This is a genomic window from Corticibacter populi, assembly GCF_004217315.1.
In the GTDB taxonomy this organism is placed as follows: Bacteria; Pseudomonadota; Gammaproteobacteria; order Burkholderiales; family Burkholderiaceae_C; genus Lampropedia; species Lampropedia populi.
On the sequence record NZ_SGWR01000001.1, the window covers coordinates 1,238,222 to 1,257,953 of the forward strand.

Below are 19,732 nucleotides of genomic sequence, written 5' to 3' on the forward strand. Positions count from 1 at the left end.
GAGACCCAGGAGCCAGCCCCATGACGCAGACCGCACTCAATACCACGCTCGGCACCACGGCCGTGGCCGGCGACGAGCCCAAGCCATCCGCAACAGCCAGGGCCGCTACAACCACCACCGCCACGAGCAGCCCGGCCACAGCAGTGCGGCTGCAGGCCTGGCTGCGCAGGCTCGCGCAAACCGCGCTGCCACCGCTGCTGGGCCTGGGGCTGATGCTGGTGCTGTGGGAGATCATCGCGCAAACCGGTGACGGCATCCCCGGCCCGATCCCGACCTGGCATGCGGCGGTGGAGCTGTTCTCCGACCCGTTCTACCGCGCCGGCCCCAACGACCAGGGCATCGGCTGGAACGTGCTGGCTTCGCTGCAGCGTGTGGCGTTGGGCTTCGGGCTGGCGGCGCTGGTGGGCATTCCGCTGGGCTTTGCGATTGGCCGTTTCAGCTTTCTGAACCGCATGGTCAACCCCATCATCAGCCTGCTGCGCCCGGTCTCGCCGCTGGCCTGGCTGCCGATCGGCCTGCTGGTCTTCAAGTCCGCCAACCCGGCGGCGATCTGGACCATCTTCATCTGCTCGATCTGGCCGATGGTCATCAACACCGCCGTCGGCGTGCAGCGCGTGCCGCAGGATTACATGAACGTCGCGCGCGTGCTGAACCTGTCCGAATGGAAGATCGCCACCCGCATCCTGCTGCCGGCCGTGCTGCCCTACATGGTCACCGGCGTGCGCCTGGCCGTCGGCACCGCCTGGCTGGTGATCGTCGCCGCCGAGATGCTCACCGGCGGCGTCGGCATCGGCTTCTGGGTCTGGGACGAATGGAACAACCTCAACGTCGCCCACATCATCATCGCCATCTTCGTGATCGGCATCGTCGGTCTGGTGCTGGAGTGGCTGCTGGTCAGGCTCGCCTCGGCCGTGACCTTTGAAGACACCAAGTCGTGAACCCCGCACCGGAGATTGCCATGACCGAAGCCAAAGCAGACAGCAAATACATCGAAATCCACAACGTCGCGCAAACCTTCAAGACGCCCAAGGGCAGCTTTCCGGCACTGCGGGGCATCACCCTCAATGTGGCCAAGGGCGACTTCGTCGCGCTGATCGGCCACTCGGGCTGCGGCAAATCCACGCTGCTGAACCTGATCGCCGGGCTGACGCTGCCGACCGAAGGCAGCCTGATCGCCGCCGGCCGTGAAATCAGCGGCCCCGGCCCGGACCGCGCGATGGTGTTCCAGAACCATTCGCTGCTGCCGTGGATGACCTGCGAGGCCAACATCATGCTGGCAGTTGAGCGCGTGTTCGGCAAGCAGGAGACGAAAGCGCAGCTTAAGGCCCGCACCGCCGCCGCGCTGGAGCTGGTCGGCCTGACGCACGCTGCGCACAAGCGCCCTGGCGAAATCTCCGGCGGCATGAAGCAGCGCGTCGGCATCGCCCGGGCGCTGTCGATGGAGCCCAAGGTGCTGCTGATGGACGAGCCCTTCGGCGCGCTCGATGCGCTCACGCGCGCCAAGCTGCAGGACGAGCTGCTGGCCATCGTCGCCAAGACCAAAAGCACGGTGGTGATGGTCACGCACGACGTCGACGAAGCGGTGCTGCTGTCCGACCAGATCGTGATGATGACCAACGGCCCGGCCGCCACCATCGGCGAGGTGCTGCACGTCGAACTGCCGCGCCCGCGCGAGCGCGTCACGCTGGCCGACGACCCGCGCTACCAACACTACCGCAAGGCGGTGATCGACTTCCTCTACACGCGGCAAGGCCACGTCGAGAAAGCAGCTTGATGGGGAGGTTGCGCGTTTGGCGTTGGGCGTAGAGCAGCGGCTGTTCACGCCCAACGCCAAGCCCAAAACGCGCAACCTCCCACAAACAAAGGAGATCCCCCGATGACTTCCCCCTCCCTCCTCTCACCCATCCACATCCTGGTGGTCGGCAACGGCATGGTCGGCCACTACTTCGTGCAGGAGATGGTGCGCCGCCACCCTGATCTGCCGGCCGCAGGTTTGCGCATCACCGTACTGGGCGAAGAGCCGCGCCCGGCCTACGACCGCGTGCACCTCTCCAGCTTCTTCAGCGGCACCTCGGCCGATGAACTGTCGATGGTCGAGCCCGGCTTCTACGACCGGCCCGGCCTGACGCTGCGCCTGAACGCGCGCGTCGCCAAAATCGAGCGCCGCAGCCACACCGCCACGCTGACGGACGGCCAAGAACTCGCTTACGACAAACTGGTGCTGGCCACCGGTTCGGTGCCCTTCGTGCCCGGCGTGCCGGGCAAGGACCGCGCGAACTGCTTCGTCTACCGCACCATCGAAGACCTCGAAGCCATGCAGGCCGCCGGCGCAAAATCGAAAAGCGGCGTGGTCGTCGGCGGTGGCCTGCTGGGGCTGGAATGCGCCAAGGCGCTGCGCGACATGGGGCTGCAGACGCATGTGGTCGAGTTCGCGCCGCGCCTGATGGCCGTGCAGGTCGACGAAGGCGGCGGCAAGGTGCTGCGCAGCAAGATCGAAGACCTGGGCCTGCAGGTGCACACGCAGCGCAACACCGTCGAGATCACCGATGGCGCCACGGCGCGGCATCGCATGGTGTTTGCCGACGACACCTGGCTGGAGACCGACATGATCGTCTTCTCCGCTGGCATCCGCCCGCGCGACGAGTTGGCGCGCGAAGCCGTGCTGGCGATCGGCCCGCGCGGCGGCGTGGCGATCGACGACCACTGCCGCAGCAGCGATGCCGCCATCTACGCCATCGGCGAATGCGCGAGCTGGAACGAACAGGTGTTCGGCCTGGTCGCACCCGGCTACGACATGGCGCGCGTGGTCGCCGCGCACATCAGCGGCGAGGCAGAGGCCGCCTTCCACGGCGCCGACCTCTCCACCAAGCTCAAGCTGATGGGCGTGGACGTGGCCAGCGTGGGTGACGCACACGGCAAGACGCCCGGCTGCCGCAGCTTTCACTACGCCGACGAACTGCGCCAGATCTACAAGAAGATCGTCGTCAGCACTGATGGCAAGGCGTTGATCGGCGCCGTGCTGGTCGGCGATGCGCAGGAGTTCGGCACGCTGCAGCAAATGGCGCTGAACGCCATGGCACTGCCGGCCGATCCCGAATTCCTGATCCTGCCCGCCAGCGACGGCCAGGCCAAGCCCGGCCTGGGCGTCGATGCGCTGCCAGAGGGCGCGGTGCTGTGCTCGTGCAACAACGTCACCAAGGGCCAGATCGCGCTGGCGGTCGAAGGCGGTGCCTGCAGCATCGGCGCGCTCAAGAGCTGCACCAAGGCCGGCACCACCTGCGGCGGCTGCGTGCCGCTGGTCACGCAGGTCATGAAGGCCGAAATGGCCAAGCGCGGCATGGCCGTCAACAACCATTTGTGCGAGCACTTCCCGTATTCGCGCCAGGAGCTGTTCCACCTCATCCGCGTCGGCGAAATCAAGACCTTCGACGACCTGCTGGCCAAGCACGGCCAAGGCCTGGGCTGCGACATCTGCAAGCCGACGGCCGCCAGCATCTTCGCCTCGTGCTGGAACGAGTTCGTGCTGAAGAAGGAACACGCCGGCCTGCAGGACAGCAACGACTACTTCCTCGGCAACATCCAGAAGGACGGCAGCTACTCGGTGGTACCACGCATGCCCGGCGGCGAAGTCACGCCCGAGGGCCTGATCGCGGTCGGCCAGGTGGCCAAGAAATACGGCCTCTACACCAAGATCACCGGCGGCCAGCGCGTGGACATGTTTGGCGCCCGCGTCGAACAATTGCCGCTGATCTGGGAGGAGCTGATCGCCGCCGGCTTCGAATCCGGCCACGCCTACGGCAAGTCGCTGCGCACGGTGAAGAGCTGCGTCGGCTCGACCTGGTGCCGCTATGGCGTGGACGACAGCGTCGGCCTGGCCGTTGCATTGGAGAACCGCTACAAGGGCCTGCGCGCGCCGCACAAGATCAAGTTCGGCGTCTCCGGCTGCACGCGCGAGTGCGCCGAGGCACAGGGCAAGGACGTCGGCATCATCGCCACCGAGCGCGGCTGGAACCTGTATGTGTGCGGCAACGGCGGCATGAAGCCGCGCCATGCCGAACTGCTCGCCAGCGATCTGAGCAAGGACGAACTCATCGCGCTGATCGACCGCTTCCTGATGTTCTACGTGCGCACCGCCGACCGCCTGCAGCGCACCAGCACCTGGCGCGACAACCTCGAAGGTGGGCTGGACTACCTCAAGGACGTGCTCTTGAACGACAGCCTGGGCCTGGGCGCCGAGCTGGAGGCGCAGATGCAGCACGTGGTCGATACCTACCAGGACGAGTGGCAAACCGCCATCAGCAACCCGGATATCCGCAAGCGCTTTCGCACCTTCGTCAACAGCGATGCGCCGGACGAGCACATCCAGTTCGTGCCCGAGCGCAGCCAGATCCGCCCGGCCACGCCGCAGGAAAAGCATGCCGCAGCGCCCGCGCAGCCCGCGGTGGTGGAGTAAGCCATGACCGCCATTGCCACTTCTGCCACTTCTGCCGTACCCGCCACCTTGGCCGCTCCGGCCCACGAAGCCACCTGGCAGCCGGTCTGCCCGCTGGCCGACATCTGGCCGAGCACCGGCGTCTGCGCGCTGGTGCAAGGCCGCCAGGTCGCCATCTTCCACCTGGCCGATGGGCGCCTGTTCGCCCTCGACAACCACGACCCCAAGAGCGACGCCAACGTGCTCTCGCGCGGCATCGTCGGCGACATCGCCGGCGAGCCGGTGGTGGCCTCGCCGATCTACAAGCAGCACTACCGGCTGCGCACCGGCGAGTGCGTGGAAGAGCCTGAAATCACACTGCGCACCTATGCTGTGGAGGTGCGCGATGGCATGGTGTGGGTGCAGGCATGAAGGCTGCCAATCGCCTCAATCCCGACACTCGCGGCTCAGCGCCACGAGCCCCTCTCCCCTCGTGGGAGAGGGGTTGGGGAGAGGGGGCGCGCATCCGCCTGGATGCGCTTGCAGTAGCTGGTGTTGTGCAGCAAACAGCCGCTTGCTGCTTACACAGGGCAGAGGCCGGGATGTGCGCCCGGCGGCGCACCTACTTTCTTTGGTTCGCCAAAGAAAGTAGGCAAAGAAAACGACCCCTGCCTTGCGGTTTTTGCTTCGCAAAAATCCCTTGCGCTTCTCACACCGGGCGGGAGACCTCGGAAACTCGCTGCGCTGCGCTCCGCTCAGACAGCCGAGGTCTCTTTTTCCGCCCGGCGCTGCGATGCTCAGCCGCAAAAAGGGGGTGGGATACCCCAGGTAAAAAAAGCCAGCGACTCCGACTCCCCTACCAAGACTCGCTGCCGGTAACAAGTCATCAGTCTTGGTGCGCCGGTCTCCCAACCCCTTCTGCCGGGCTGAGCACCACAGGGCTTGGCGGAAAAAGAACCTTCGGCTGTCTGAGCGGAGCGCCAGCGCAGCGAGTTTCCGAAGGTTCCCGCCGAGTCCGAGGAGCACAAGGCATCCCGCGCAGCGGGACCCGGCAGCAGGGGTCGTTTTCTTTGGTTCCTTTCTTTGTCGACACAAAGAAAGGAACTGCGCCGCCGGGCGCACATCCCGGCCTCAGCCCTGTCCAGGCGACGAACGCCAATGACTGGCAACCACGCGAACGGCGGGTTACGCCTTCAGCTAACCCACCCTACGGCGGGACCAGAAAACACTGGATCCGCCCATGACCGAAGTCCCATCCGTCTGCCCCTACTGCGGCGTTGGCTGCGGCATGACCCTCCACGTCGATCAAGGCAAGGTGGTCAAGGTCTCCGGCCTCAAAACCCATCCAACCAATTTCGGACGCCTGTGCACCAAGGGCGCCACCAGCGCCCAGGCACTGCAAGGCTCCGGTCGCATGGAATCCGCGTTCTTGCGCACCGACCGGCAGCGCGAGCCGGTGCAGATCCAGATGGACGAGGCCATCACCCAGACCGCCCGGCGCCTCAAGACCATCCTCGACGAACACGGCCCCGACGCCCTCTCCTTCTACGTCTCCGGCCAAATGTCGCTGGAAGCGCAATACCTCGCCAACAAGCTGGCCAAGGGCTACATCGGCACCAATCAGATCGAATCGAACTCGCGCCTGTGCATGGCCAGCGCCGGCAGCGGCTACAAGCTCTCGCTGGGCTCCGACGGCCCGCCGGGCTCCTACCAGGACTTCGATCAGGCCGATGTGTTCTTCGTGATCGGCGCCAACATGGCCGATTGCCATCCGATCCTGTTCCTGCGCATGATGGACCGGGTCAAGGCCGGCGCCAAGCTGATCGTGGTGGACCCGCGCCGCAACACCACGGCGGACAAGGCCCATCTGTTCCTGCAGATCCAACCGGGCACCGACCTCGCCCTGCTCAACGGCTTGCTGCACCTGCTGCATGCGGGCGGCCACACCGACGCCGAGTTCATCGACCAGTTCACCGAGGGTTGGGAAGCCATACCGGCCTTCCTGGCCGACTACACGCCCGACAAGGTAAGCGCCATCACCGGTATCCCAGAGGCGGACATTCGCCAGGCCGCCACCATGATCGGCGAGGCCAAGGCCTGGATGAGCTGCTGGACCATGGGCCTGAACCAAAGCACCCACGGCACCTGGCACACCAACGCCCTCTGCAACTTACACCTGGCCACCGGCGCGATCTGCCAACCCGGCAGCGGCCCGTTCTCGCTGACGGGCCAGCCCAACGCCATGGGCGGGCGCGAGATGGGCTACATGGGGCCGGGCCTGCCGGGCCAGCGCGCGGTGCTGGTCGAAGAAGACCGCCACTTCGTCGAAGACGCCTGGGGCGTGCCGCGCGGCACCCTGCACACGCGCCTGGTCGGCGGCACCGTGGCGCTGTTCGAGCGCATGGCCGCCGGCGACATCAAGGCCTGCTGGATCATCTGCACCAACCCGGTGGCCTCGGTGGCCAACCGCCAGAACGTCATCGCCGGCCTGCGGCAGGCCGAAATGGTCATCACGCAGGACGCCTTTCTCGACACCGAAACCAACCGTTACGCCGACATACTGCTGCCCGGTGCCTTGTGGGCCGAAGCCGAAGGCGTGATGATCAACTCCGAGCGCAACCTCACGTTGATGCAAAAGGCCGTCGACCCGCCCGGCCAGGCACTGCCGGACTGGCAGATCATCGCCCGCGTGGCCTGTGAGATGGGCTATGCCGAGGCCTTCAGCTACGCCAGCGCCGAGGAGGTGTTCGAGGAAATCAAGCGCTTCTGGAACCCGAAGACCGGCTATGACATCCGCGGCGCCAGCTACAGCCGCCTGCGCGCAACCCCGCTGCAGTGGCCCTGCCCGCCCGATGATGCCGAAGACCGCCACCCGATCCGCTACCTCAACGATGGCGTCAGCCAGACGCTGAAGACCCAGGACGACGGCACGCCACCACGCATCGCCTTCGCCACGCCCAGCGGCAAGGGCGTGTTCTTCGCCCGCCCGCACGGTGAGCCGGCCGAGATGCCGGATGCCGACTTTCCCTTCGTGCTCAACACCGGCCGCCTGCAGCACCAATGGCACACGCTGACCAAGACCGGCAAGATCCCGGCGCTGAACAAGCTCAACCCCGGCCCCTTCGTGGAAATCCACCCCGAAGACGCGGCGGCGCTGGGCATCCGGGACAAGGATCGCGTGGAAATCCGCTCCCGGCGCGGCCGCGCCGTACTGCCCGCCGTAGTGATCGACCGGGTGCGCGCCGGCAACTGCTTCGCGCCCTTTCACTGGAACGACGCGTACGGGGAGCATCTGGCCATCAATGCCGTCACCAGCGACGCCATCGATCCGCTGTCGCAGCAACCGGAATTCAAGTTCAGCGCCGTTGCGCTGTGCCGCCTCGCACCGGAGCCCTCGCTCACGCCCGACACACCTGACGCCCAGACCGCCCCGGCGGTGGGCGACGCCGTTGCGATGGACACCATGCCGTGCGCCGTCACAACCGCGGCGAACATCCACTCGAGGGAGCACCACACCATGCCCATCCATGCACTGGCCCGATTGCTGGGCATCGAGACCTCCCCCATGCCTGCTCTGGAGCCCCACGAGCAACTGTATCTGCAAGGTTTTCTCACCGGCCTGCACAGCGAGGAAGCCCGCAAGCTGGGCGGTGTGCCCACCTTGCCGGCCACCGCGCCACTGTCGCCCGCCAAGCGGGCACTGGTCGATGGCATGCTGGCAGGCCTGTTCTCGCGCACCTGGCTGCCATCCGGTGCGGCAATGACGTGTGATACGGCGCAGGACGGCGCGCTCGCAGCCGCGCTGCCCGCCACGGCGAGCCCGGCCGAGGTGCCCACAGTGACCGTGCTATGGGCGTCACAGACCGGCAATGCCGAAGACTTTGCCGCCCGTTGCGCCGCGCGCCTGCGGGAGCAGGGCTGCAAGGTCACGCTGACGGGCATGGGCGCCTGCAAACTGGGAGACATTCCCGCGCAAGGGCCTCTGCTGCTGATCACCAGCACCTTCGGCGACGGTGATCCCCCCGACAACGGCACCACGTTCTGGCAAGCGCTGCAAAGCGATGCGGCGACGCGCCTCAAGGACGCCAGTTTCTCGGTGCTGGCCTTCGGCGACTCCAGCTATGACCAGTTCTGCGGCTTCGGGCGCCAACTCGACGCACGCCTGGAGGCACTGGGCGCGCGCCGCCTCGCGCCCCGCATCGACTGCGAACCCGACTACCAGGATACGGCCGAGGGCTGGCTCACGGCGGTCTGCCAGGCGCTGGCCGCCCAGGCTCAGCCAACCGCTGCGGCTCAACCGGTGTTGGGGAGCCAGGGCGACAGCGCCCCCCTCTCGGCGAGCGCCAAGCCGCAGGATGAAAAATCCATGGCCTTCAGCAAGCAACAGCCCCTGCGCACCCGGCTGCTGGTGAACCGGCTGCTCAATACCGAAAGCACCGGCAAGGAAACCCGCCAGTTCGCCTTCGACCTGAAAGAATCCGGCCTGCACTACGAGGCCGGCGATGCGCTGGGCGTGTGGCCCACCAACTGCCCCGAGTTGGTGGCCGACATGTTGACGGCCTTGCAGCTGCCGGCGTCGGCGCCCGTATCGGTTCAGGGCGTGGGCGAGCTGCCGATCGCCGAAGCATTGCGGTGCCACCATGACATCGCGAAGATCACCAGCGACATCCTCGGCTTCATCGGTCAACGCTCCGGTAGCCAGATGCTGGCCGACCTGCTCAAACCCGAGCACGCCCAAGACCTCAAGCAATGGCTGTGGGGCCGCCAGATCATCGACCTGCTGGAGGAATTCCCGATCCAGGTCAACGCGCAAGAATGGCTCACCGCGCTCAAGCGCCTGCAGCCGCGCCTGTATTCCATCTCCTCCAGCCCCAAGGCGCAGGAGGGTGAAGTCCACCTCACCGTCTCCACCGTACGCTATGCCCACCATGGCAAAGCCCGGCGGGGCGTGTGCTCGACCTTCCTGGCCGATCGCGCGGACGGGATCGACGTGCCCATCTTCGTGCAGAAATCGGCGCACTTCCGCCCGCCCGCTGACGGTGACACCCCCATGATCATGGTCGGCCCCGGCACCGGCATCGCACCGTTCCGCGCCTTTCTGCACGAGCGCCAGGCCATCGGCGCCACCGGCCGCAACTGGCTGTTCTTCGGCGAGCAGCACGCCGCCACCGATTTCTACTACCGCGACGAGATCGAAGGCATGCTCAAGGGTGGCACGCTGCACCGCCTCGACACCGCGTTCTCGCGCGACCAGCAGGACAAGCTCTACGTGCAGCACCGCATGCGCGAACAGGGCCGGCCGCTGTGGGAGTGGCTGCAGCAAGGCGCCCACTTCTATGTCTGCGGCGACGCCAGCCGCATGGCCAAGGACGTGCATCAGGCGCTCGTCGAGATCGCCTGCCAGCATGGCGGCCTGGCACCCCAAGACGCCGAAGCCTATGTGACACGCATGGCGCAGGAACGGCGCTATGTCAGGGACGTGTACTAGTGTCTCGTCACCCATCAAATGCCGGTCTGTGCTTGCCCTCGAATCACATCGCCGCGTTGCAGTCCTTGCCCAGACGGCCAGTCTGGGCTGCGGCCTGCGCCTTGCGCTGCGATCCGATGGCCGCGCACAGCCTGCGACATCGGATGCGTGACGCGACACTAGGACGTTTGAGGCGTGTTCAAACACGATCGAAGAAGGTCACGCTGGATGGTGTCGACAACCTCTGGAGTGCGTCATCAAACCACCGCCATCGCGCAAGCCCCCTCCGGCGGCGCATCGTCTGCTTGCTTTTTGCGGTCAACCGTCCAACTGCTGACCACAAGAAACGGGCTGATGGATGGCCCGATCCGAACAGCGCACGGCACAGGCCAAACGACCAAGAACAGGGGAATCCCGCCCATGCCGGGAAGAACTTGTTCAAAGGCGTGCCATCGCCGGGAAGCGGGGAACAGTGCTCGGATTCGCCGCAGTTCCTGCAATCCTTATGAAAACGGGTAATCTGCTTATTCACTGAACACAAAAAATCCATTCAAAATCAAATGGCTATAAAAATCCCGCACATCATAAGCTAATGCCATAAATATCGTTGTCCACCGTCATCGATGGTTCTCTAATTCAGCGACCGGCCGGCCGGCCGCGCCTGTGCGGCTGGCCACCCGATCCCTGAAGCCCGCCCAGCGCTCCAGCCCCCGGCTGCCGCGCCTTCGCACAGAAACCATCATGAGCCGCACACTGAAAACCGTCATCGTCAATGGCAGCCTGAGCCGCCCATCCCGCACGCGGGTTCTGCTCGACACGCTGCAGGAACAACTGGCCGAGGCCGTCGCACTGGACATTGAATGGGTCGAGCTGGTCGACCTGATCCCGCACATCGGCACCACGCTCTACAAGAGTGCACTGCCCGATGAGGCCCGTCGGGCCATCGACGCCATCGAGAGCGCGGACTTCCTGATCGTGGGCACGCCGGTGTTCCGCGGCAGCCTGCCAGGCCTGCTCAAGCACCTGTTCGACCTGGTCGAACTGCAAGCGCTCGACGGCAAGCCGGTGCTGCTCGCTGCCACCGGCGGCAGCGCCCGTCATTCGCTGGTGATCGACCACCAGTTGCGGCCGCTGTTCGGCTTCTTCCAGGCCCTGACGCTGCCGATCGGCGTCTATGGCACGCCCGAGGACATTCAGGATGGCCAGGTCTCCAGCGAGGCGCTGCGCCAGCGCATCGCCCTGACAGTGCAGCTGGCAGCCCCCGTGCTGCACGGGGTGCAGCAGCGCCTGACGGCCGCCGCGCCCCAGCGGCCCCACGTCGCGCTGGAGGTGCAGGCCGCATGAGCGTCGCGCCAGACCAGCTCCTCACCGCACTGCGGCCAGGCAGCACCGCGGCGGCGCCTGCGGCATCCGCACACGCCATCGCCGCGGGGAATCCCGCCGACGTGGCCCGGCAGCTGGCCCGCCAGTTCGCTGCCACGGCCCCCGCTCGCGATGCCGCCGGCGGCACGCCGAAGGCCGAGCGCGATGCGCTGCGCGCCAGCGGCCTGCTGGCGCTGAGCATTCCGACCGAATATGGCGGCCTTGGCGCGAACTGGGTCGACACCCTCGATGCCGTGCGCACCCTGGCCACGGCGGACAGCTCGCTCGCCCATGTTTTCGGCTTCCAGCACCTGCACCTGGCCACCGTGCAACTCTTTGGCCAGCCGGCGCAGTGGCGGCCCTGGCTGGTGCAGACCGCCCGCAACCACTGGTTCTGGGGCAACACCCTCAATCCGCTCGACACCCGCACGGTGGCCACGCGGCAGGACGGCTATTGGGAATTCTCGGGCAAGAAGAGCTTCACCTCCGGTGCGCTCGATTCGCAGATGCTGGTGGCCTCGGCCATCGACGCACAAAGCGGCAAGCTGCTGATCGCGGTGATCCCGACCGAACGCGCCGGCATCACACTGCAGCACGACTGGAACAACATCGGCCAGCGCCAGACCGACAGCGGATCGGCATTGTTCGAGCGCGTGCGGGTGGAGCAGGCCGAGTTGCTGCTCGATCCCGGTCCGCTCTCGACTCCCTATGCCAGCCTGCGCCCGCTGCTGGCGCAACTGATCTTCGCACACCTGTTCCTCGGCATTGCCCAGGGGGCGCTGGCCGAGGCGCGCCAGTACACGCTGCACGAGGCCAAACCCTGGTTCCGCTCCGAAGCCGAGGCGGCCAGCAAGGACGTGCACGTACTGGTGCACTACGGTGAATTCTGGACTGCGCTCGAAGGCGCGCGGCTGCTGACCCGGCAGGCCGCCCAGGTTTTCGAGCAGGCCTGGCAAAAAGGCCCGGCACTCACCACCGAGGAGCGCGGCGAAGTGGCCGTGGCGGTGACGGTGGCCAAGATCGCCACCTCCAAGGTCGGCCTGGACCTGACCAGCCGGATCTTCGAAGTCACCGGCGCACGCGCCACGCATGCGGCGCTGCGGCTGGACCGCTTCTGGCGCAACCTGCGCACACAGACCCTGCACGATCCACTGCACTACAAGCTGCAGGAGCTCGGCGACTGGGCCCTCAATGGCGACTACCCCGCGCCCAGCTTCTACTCGTGAGGCACGCCGCACACGCAACCGCCATGGCCACCTCCCTGCCCACCTGGCCGCTGCCGGCCCCCGCCTCTGCACCCGCGACCACGCCTGAGGCCAGCGCGCCGACCGATGCCGCCGTGCTGCCCGAATGGATCTTCGAGGACCCTGCCTCCCAGGCCCTGCTCAAGACCCTGCAGCAGATCGCCCCAAGCGATGCCGGCGTGCTGATCCAGGGCGAGAGCGGCGCCGACAAGGAACAGGTGGCGCGCCACCTGCACGCGCTCAGTCCGCGCCGCAACGGCCCGTTCGTCACCGTCAACTGCGGCGCGCTCTCCGAAGGCCTCATCAACGCCGAACTGTTCGGCCACGAAAGCGGCGCTTTCACCGGCGCCTTCGGCAACCTGCCCGGCCGCTTCGAGGACGCCCACCTGGGCACACTGCTGCTTGACGAGATCGACGACCTGCCGCTGCACATGCAAAGCAAGCTCCTGCGCGTGCTGCAGGACAAAAGCGTCACGCGCCTGGGCGCGAGCCGCCGCACCCCGGTGGACGTGCGCGTACTGGCCTCCAGCAGCCGGCCGCTGGAGCAAAGCGTGGCGGCGCGGCGCTTCCGCGAGGACCTGTATTACCTGCTGGGCGTGGTCACGCTCGATGTGCTGCCGCTGCGCCAGCGCCCGGGCGACATCCTGCCACTGGCGCGGCACTTCATCGCCACCTACTGCCAGCGCCTGCACTATGCGCCGCTGGAACTGAGCGCCGCCGCCGAGCAAAAACTGCTGGCGCACAACTGGCCCGGCAACAGCCGTGAGCTGGAAAACGTCATCCACCGCACGCTGCTGCTGACCCAGGGGCTGCGCATCGGCGCCGACGACCTGAGCATTCCCGCCACCGACGAGGCGCCCGTGACCCCGTCATCCGCCGACGAGAGCCAAGGGCAGCAAGCCGCCGTCAGCCACCTGGCGCTGGACGATGCGCTCGAGAGCCTGTGCGACCTGCATGCCGAAGGGCTGGAGCAACTCGTGCAGAACGCGCTGCTGCGCAAGGTCTGGCAGCGCAACCGCTTCAACCAGGTGCACACCGCGCGACAGCTGGGCATCAGCCGCAGCGTGGTGCGGGCGCGCCTGAACCGCCTGGGCCTGCTGGGCAACGGTTCCCCCGGCGCCCAGGACAACGTCCATGACAGCGCCAGCGTCGGCGACGTTGCCGATGCGGATTCCGGCGCATCCCTCTCCCTTCCTTCACAGGACGACCAACCATGAGCCACCACCACCCCACCCCCGAGATCTTCTGGTTTCTGCCCACCTCTGGCGACACCCGCTACCTGGGCCAGTCCGACTTTGGCCGCGCGCCCACCAACGAGTACCTGCGCAGCATCGCCACCACGAGTGAAAACCTGGGCTATGACGGCCTGCTGATCCCCACCGGCAGTTCCTGCCTGGACCCGTGGGTGGTGGCCTCCAGCCTGGTGCCCGTGACCAGCCGCATCAAGCTGCTGGTGGCCCTGCGCACCTCGCTGGGTGCGCCGGTCTCGAGCGCACGCCAGGCCGCCTCGCTGGACCAGGCCCTGGGCGGGCGACTGCTGCTCAATGTGGTGCCCGGCGGCGACGCGACCGAACTGGCGGCCGACGGCATCTTCCTCGACCACGACGAGCGCTACGAGTATGCCGATGAGTTCCTCACCATCTGGCGCCGCTTGCTCGCGGGCGAGACGGTCAACTTCAAGGGCAAGCATTTCCATGTCGAGAACGGCCGGAACTTCTTCCCGCCCGTGCATAAGCCTTACCCGCCGCTGTATTTCGGCGGCTCCTCCGACGCCGCCCACGAACTGGCAGCCAAGCAGGTCGATGCCTACCTGACCTGGGGCGAGCCGCCCGCCGCGGTGGCCGAGAAGTTTGCCGACATCCGTCGCCGCGCCGAAAAACACGGCCGCCAGCTCAAGCTGGGCGTGCGCCTGCACGTCATCGTGCGCGAGACCAACGAGGAGGCCTGGACCGATGCCGAACGCCTCATCAGCAAACTCACCGACGAGGACATCGCCAAGGCCCAGCAGAACTACGCCCGGATGGATTCGGTCGGCCAGGCCCGCATGGCGGCGCTGCATGGCGGCCGCCGCGACCGGCTGGAAGTCTCGCCCAACCTGTGGGCCGGCGTCGGCCTGGTGCGCGGCGGCGCCGGCACCGCGCTGGTGGGCGATGCCGCCACCGTGGCCGAGCGCCTGCGCGAATACCAGGACGCCGGTGCCGACAGCTTCGTGCTCTCGGGCTACCCGCACCTGGAAGAATCGATCCGCTTTGCCGAGCTGGTGTTTCCGCTGCTGGGCAAGAAGGCCGTCACCGTGGCCGACCGCGCCCAGACCGGTGGCGCCTTCGACGTGCGCGGTGTGCAGGCCGAGCAACTGCAGGAGGCGGCATCATGAGCGAGCAGCGCGTCATCGACCTGCGCTGCCGCCCGGCCTTCCTGCACGATTTCTTCGGCGCCACGCCGGGATCGCCCGAGTACGCCACGGCGCGCTGGCTGAACCGCCGGGTGGGCACGCGCGGCAGCGACACGCATTTCGAGAAATCGCTCACCCAGGAAGGCTTCCTCGATGAAGTTCGCAGCGCCGGCCTGAGCAAGGCCGTGGTGGTCGGCCGCCACACCCCCTCGCAGCACCTGCCGATCGACACCATCCACCAGATCATTGACGGCCATGACGAGCTGATCGGCATCGCCGGCGTCGACCCGGTGCTGCAGGGCGAGCTGGTGGCGCTCGCCGAGATCGAGCGCGCCATCAAGACCCTGGGCTTTGCCGGCGTGGACATCGAGCCGGGCTTTGGCGAGCCGGCGCGCCACCCGGACGACCGGGCTTACTGGCCGGTCTATGAACTGGCGCGCGACCTGGGCGTGCCGGTGTTCCTGATGAGCGGACCAACCACGCCCGACCCGCGCTTCAACGACCCGGCCGGCCTCGCGAAAGTGGCACAAGCCTTTCCCGATCTGCCGCTGGTGATCTACCACGGCTGGTGGCCCAACGTACAGCAAGCCATCGGCCTGGCGTTCCGCTACGAGAACGTGCACCTGGTGCCGGACATGTACCTCTTCCAGCCCGGCAGCGAAGCCTACGTGCAGGCGGCCAACCAGTTCCTCGCCGACCAGCTGCTGTTCGGCTCGTCATACACCTTCCGGCCGATCCGCCAGAGCATCGACGACTTCCTGCAACTGGGCTTCGAGGAGGCTATTCTGGACAAGCTCCTCTACGGCAACGCCGCCCGGCTCTTCAAGCTGCCGGATTGAGAACTGCCTGCCGGGCGTCGCGCGGCTTCACCTGATTGGTGCAAAACTGGTCCAGCTCTTGCTTGCTGGATGGCATTTGCTTCGCACCATCTTCGTGACCGCCCCCCCTGTTCCCGCCCCGCAAAGCTGGCGCGCCGAGCTGCAACTGCAGTTCGAGGCGCAAGCCGGGCGCACCGTACTCGCCAGCAAACGCCACCATGGCCCCATGTTGGTGCAACGACCATTCCATCCGGAAGGCGCGCCCTGCCATACCTACCTGCTGCATCCGCCCGGCGGCGTGGTCGGCGGCGACAGCCTGGCGCTGGACGTGCAGTTGGCCCCCGGAGCCCACGCGCTGCTGACCATGCCGGGTGCCACCAAGTTCTACCGCAGCGCTGACGCCACGTCCTTGCTGCACCAGCACTTTGCGCTGGCAGCCGGCAGCACGCTCGAATGGCTGCCGCAGGACAATATTTTCTTTCCCGGCGCCAAGGCCCGGCTCGACACCCGCTTCGACATGGCCGATGGTGCACGCCTGCTGGCCTGGGAGGGCCTGTGCCTGGGCCGGCCGGTGATGGGCGAGGCGTTCTCCAGCGGCCAGCTGGGCACCCGGCTGCAGGTGTGGCGCAACGGCCGGCCCCTGCTCCATGAGCGCCTGCGCATCAAGGATGGGGCGCTGGCCAAGCTGGGCGGGCATCCGCTGCTGGCCACGCTGGTGGCCGCGCCAGCCAGCGCCATGCACCTGGAACTGGCGCGGGATGTGCTTGCCAGTGGCCTGCCAGGCCATGCCCCGGCGGGAGCAACGCTGCTGGACGAGGTGCTGGTGGTGCGCCTGCTGCACCACGATAACATCGCCCTGCAGGCCGTGCTGCAGCAGCTCTGGATGGCGCTGCGCCCGGCTCTGCTGGGCCTGGCGCCCTGCCCGCCGCGCATCTGGGCCACCTGAACCACCAGTACGACCAGAGTCCCCAGCACCTCCGCAACAGAACACCGCAAACCAAGCAAAGGATGACGAGCCATGGAGCTGACGCCCCGAGAGAAAGACAAACTGATGCTGTTCACCGCCGCGTTGCTGGCCGAGCGGCGCCTGGCGCGCGGGCTGCGCCTGAACTACCCGGAAGCGGTGGCGTTGATCTCCGCCAGCATTCTTGAAGGCGCGCGCGACGGCCGCAGCGTGGCCGAGCTGATGGAAGCAGGCCGTCACGTGCTCACGCGCGAACAGGTCATGGAAGGTGTTCCCGAGATGATTGCCGACGTGCAGGTCGAGGCCACCTTCCCGGATGGCACCAAATTGGTGACAGTTCACAACCCCATCATCTGACTGCACCACTATCGTGCATCCATTGCATCCACTCCCAGGAGCCACTGCCATGATTCCAGGCGAAATCCAGGTTCAGCCGGGCGACATCGTCCTCAATGAAGGGCGCGAGACCCTCACTCTCACCGTGGCCAACCACGGCGACCGACCCGTGCAGGTCGGCTCGCACTACCATTTCTACGAGGTCAACCCGGCTCTGAAGTTCGAACGCGAGCTCGCCCGCGGTTTCCGGCTCGACATTGCCGCCGGCACCGCCGTGCGCTTCGAGCCGGGCCAGGCCCGCCAGGTCACGCTGGTGGCACTGGCCGGTGATCGCAAGGTCTATGGTTTTCGCGGCGAAGTGATGGGTGCATTGGACACGGCAAGCAACAAGGAGGACCAGGCATGAGCCGCATTTCCAGACAGGCCTATGCCGACATGTTCGGCCCCACCACCGGCGACCGCCTGCGCCTGGCCGATACCGCGCTGTGGATCGAGGTGGAGAAGGACTTCACCGTCTATGGCGAGGAAGTGAAGTTCGGCGGCGGCAAGGTGATCCGCGACGGCATGGGCCAGGGCCAGATGCTGGCGGCCGAAACCGTCGACCTGGTGCTGACCAACGCCCTCATCATCGACCACTGGGGCATCGTGAAGGCCGACATCGGCGTCAAGAACGGCCGCATCGCCGCCATCGGTAAGGCCGGCAATCCGGACATCCAGCCGGGTGTGACGATTCCCATCGGCGCGGCCACCGAAGTCATCGCCGCCGAAGGCAAGATCGTCACCGCCGGCGGCATCGACTCGCACATCCACTTCATCTGCCCGCAGCAGGCCGAGGAAGCACTGACCTCAGGCGTCACCACCATGATCGGCGGCGGCACCGGCCCGGCTGCCGGCACCAGCGCCACCACCTGCACGCCGGGACCGTGGAACATCGCCCGCATGCTGCAGGCGGCAGACGCACTGCCGGTCAACATCGGCCTGCTGGGCAAGGGCAACGTCTCGCAGCCCGGGCCGCTGCGCGAGCAGATCGAAGCCGGCGTAATCGGCCTCAAGCTGCACGAGGACTGGGGCTCGACCCCGGCGGCCATCGACAACTGCCTGCGCGTCGCCGACGCCATGGACGTGCAGGTCGCCATCCACACCGACACGCTCAACGAAGGCGGCTTTCTGGAGGACACGCTGTCGGCCATCGGCGGACGCAGCATCCACACCTTCCACACCGAGGGCGCCGGTGGCGGTCACGCGCCGGACATCATCGCCGCCTGCGCGCAGCCCAACATCCTGCCGTCATCGACCAACCCGACGCTGCCCTACACCGTCAACACGGTGGACGAGCACCTGGACATGCTGATGGTCTGCCACCATCTCGACCCGGCGATCGCCGAGGACGTGGCGTTTGCCGAAAGCCGCATCCGCCGCGAGACGATTGCCGCCGAAGACATCCTGCACGACATCGGCGCCTTCAGCATGACCTCGTCGGACTCGCAGGCCATGGGCCGCGTCGGCGAGGTGGTGCTGCGCACCTGGCAGGTCGCGCACAAGATGAAGCTGCAGCGCGGTGCGCTGCCCGAGGACACCGCCAGCGGCGACGGCGGCGCCGACAACTTCCGCGTCAAGCGCTACATCGCCAAATACACCATCAACCCGGCCATCACGCACGGCGTGGCGCACGAGGTCGGCTCCATCGAGGTCGGCAAGCTGGCCGACCTGGTCCTCTGGCAGCCGGCTTTCTTCGGCGTCAAGCCGGCGCTGGTCGTCAAGGGCGGCATGATTGCCACGGCCCCCATGGGCGACCCCAATGCGTCGATCCCCACGCCGCAGCCGGTGCACTACCGGCCGATGTTCGGCGCACTCGGCGGCGCGCGCCACGCCACGCGCATGAGCTTTCTCTCGCAGGCCGCTGCCGACCTGGGCGTGCCCCAGCAGCTCGGCCTGCGCAGCCTGATCGGCGTCGCCCATGGCTGCCGCAGCGTCAAGAAGGCCGACATGGTGCACAACGGCGCCCTGCCCGACATCCAGGTCGACTCGCAAACCTACGAAGTACGCGCCAACGGCGAGTTGCTGACCTGCGAGCCCGCCACCGAACTGCCGATGGCGCAGCGCTACTTCCTGTTCTGACAATCCGATCGAGCCATTTATGAGCCAAAGTGATTCCTTAAGTGATTCCTTGCCTGTTTTCACCAAACGCCTGCGCATTGCCAAGGCTGCTGCCCACGCCTTGAAAGCCACGGCCACGGCATCGCTGCCGCTGGAGATGCGCATCAAAAGCCGTGCGCGCATTGCGCTCGATGGCGGCGGCGAAGCGGGCTTTACCCTCAATCGGGGTGAAATTCTGCGCGATGGTGATTTCATCGCCACCGATGACAGCCGCCAGATTCTGCGCATCGTTGCCGCACCGGAAGCTGTCTCCACCGTGCGCTGTGCCGATGCGCTGCTGCTGACTCGCTGCGCCTACCACCTGGGCAACCGCCACGTCCCGCTGCAAATCGGCGAGGGCTTTGTGCGCTACCAGCACGACCATGTGCTCGACGACATGGTGCGCCAGATGGGGCTGGAAGTCGTGGCCGAAGAAGCACCATTCGAACCCGAAGCCGGTGCCTACCAGTCTTCGCCCCACAGCCATGGACCTGGCCATGGGCACGGGCATTCGGACACCCACGACCACGGTCACGGCCATGAGCACGGCCATGGGCACGGCGAGTGCCATCATCATTGACATCGCAACACCCGACACCCAT

15 protein-coding genes are annotated in these 19,732 nt (G+C 66.8%); all 15 read left to right on the top strand.

The genetic code is table 11. The annotated features are described in order from the left end of the window. Positions 1-20: 20 nt before the first annotated feature. Positions 21-938 (top strand): nitrate ABC transporter permease, encoded by a 918-nt coding sequence (gene ntrB / locus EV687_RS05615; protein ID WP_122226819.1) that lies wholly within the window; start codon positions 21-23, stop codon positions 936-938. A gap of 20 nt (positions 939-958) precedes the next feature. Beyond that, positions 959-1,774 carry an ABC transporter ATP-binding protein gene (locus EV687_RS05620; RefSeq protein ID WP_122227261.1) on the top strand — a complete coding sequence of 272 codons (816 nt, stop codon included), beginning with the start codon at positions 959-961 and terminating at the stop codon, positions 1,772-1,774. A 129-nt stretch (positions 1,775-1,903) separates the two neighbouring features. Then, on the top strand, positions 1,904-4,453 hold the full coding sequence (nirB, locus tag EV687_RS05625; RefSeq protein WP_122227264.1) for a nitrite reductase large subunit NirB: 2,550 nt from the start codon (positions 1,904-1,906) through the stop codon (positions 4,451-4,453). Positions 4,454-4,456: 3 nt separating this feature from the next. After that, a complete protein-coding gene (nirD, locus tag EV687_RS05630) occupies positions 4,457-4,843 on the top strand; it encodes a nitrite reductase small subunit NirD (RefSeq protein WP_122226820.1) in 387 nt (128 codons plus the stop codon). A gap of 808 nt (positions 4,844-5,651) precedes the next feature. After that, positions 5,652-9,899 carry a sulfite reductase subunit alpha gene (locus EV687_RS05635; protein WP_122226821.1) on the top strand — a complete coding sequence of 1,416 codons (4,248 nt, stop codon included), beginning with the start codon at positions 5,652-5,654 and terminating at the stop codon, positions 9,897-9,899. A gap of 720 nt (positions 9,900-10,619) precedes the next feature. After that, the gene (msuE, locus tag EV687_RS05645; protein ID WP_122227267.1) at positions 10,620-11,222 is read left to right on the top strand and encodes an FMN reductase; all 603 of its coding nucleotides are present in this window, start codon (positions 10,620-10,622) and stop codon (positions 11,220-11,222) included. After that, on the top strand, positions 11,219-12,466 hold the full coding sequence (locus EV687_RS05650) for an acyl-CoA dehydrogenase family protein (protein WP_122226822.1): 1,248 nt from the start codon (positions 11,219-11,221) through the stop codon (positions 12,464-12,466). Before msuE ends, EV687_RS05650 begins: the two co-directional genes overlap by 4 nt. Before the next feature lie 23 nt (positions 12,467-12,489). Further along, a complete protein-coding gene (locus EV687_RS05655) occupies positions 12,490-13,701 on the top strand; it encodes a sigma-54 interaction domain-containing protein (protein ID WP_122226823.1) in 1,212 nt (403 codons plus the stop codon). Next, positions 13,698-14,858: an FMNH2-dependent alkanesulfonate monooxygenase gene (ssuD, locus tag EV687_RS05660; RefSeq protein ID WP_122226824.1), complete on the top strand. Its 1,161-nt coding sequence runs from the start codon at positions 13,698-13,700 to the stop codon at positions 14,856-14,858. Before EV687_RS05655 ends, ssuD begins: the two co-directional genes overlap by 4 nt. Next, positions 14,855-15,715: an amidohydrolase family protein gene (locus tag EV687_RS05665; RefSeq protein ID WP_122226825.1), complete on the top strand. Its 861-nt coding sequence runs from the start codon at positions 14,855-14,857 to the stop codon at positions 15,713-15,715. Before ssuD ends, EV687_RS05665 begins: the two co-directional genes overlap by 4 nt. A 94-nt stretch (positions 15,716-15,809) precedes the next feature. Next, a complete protein-coding gene (locus tag EV687_RS05670) occupies positions 15,810-16,640 on the top strand; it encodes an urease accessory protein UreD (RefSeq protein ID WP_242612477.1) in 831 nt (276 codons plus the stop codon). 72 nt (positions 16,641-16,712) lie between these two features. Continuing rightward, positions 16,713-17,015, top strand: a complete 303-nt coding sequence (locus tag EV687_RS05675; protein ID WP_122226826.1) for an urease subunit gamma — start codon at positions 16,713-16,715, stop codon at positions 17,013-17,015. A 49-nt stretch (positions 17,016-17,064) separates the two neighbouring features. Continuing rightward, positions 17,065-17,400: an urease subunit beta gene (locus tag EV687_RS05680; RefSeq protein WP_122226827.1), complete on the top strand. Its 336-nt coding sequence runs from the start codon at positions 17,065-17,067 to the stop codon at positions 17,398-17,400. Next, positions 17,397-19,112, top strand: coding sequence for an urease subunit alpha (gene ureC / locus EV687_RS05685; protein WP_122226828.1), 1,716 nt, complete (start codon positions 17,397-17,399; stop codon positions 19,110-19,112). Before EV687_RS05680 ends, ureC begins: the two co-directional genes overlap by 4 nt. 49 nt (positions 19,113-19,161) lie before the next feature. After that, positions 19,162-19,710 (top strand): urease accessory protein UreE, encoded by a 549-nt coding sequence (gene ureE / locus EV687_RS05690; protein ID WP_242612478.1) that lies wholly within the window; start codon positions 19,162-19,164, stop codon positions 19,708-19,710. Positions 19,711-19,732: the final 22 nt, after the last annotated feature.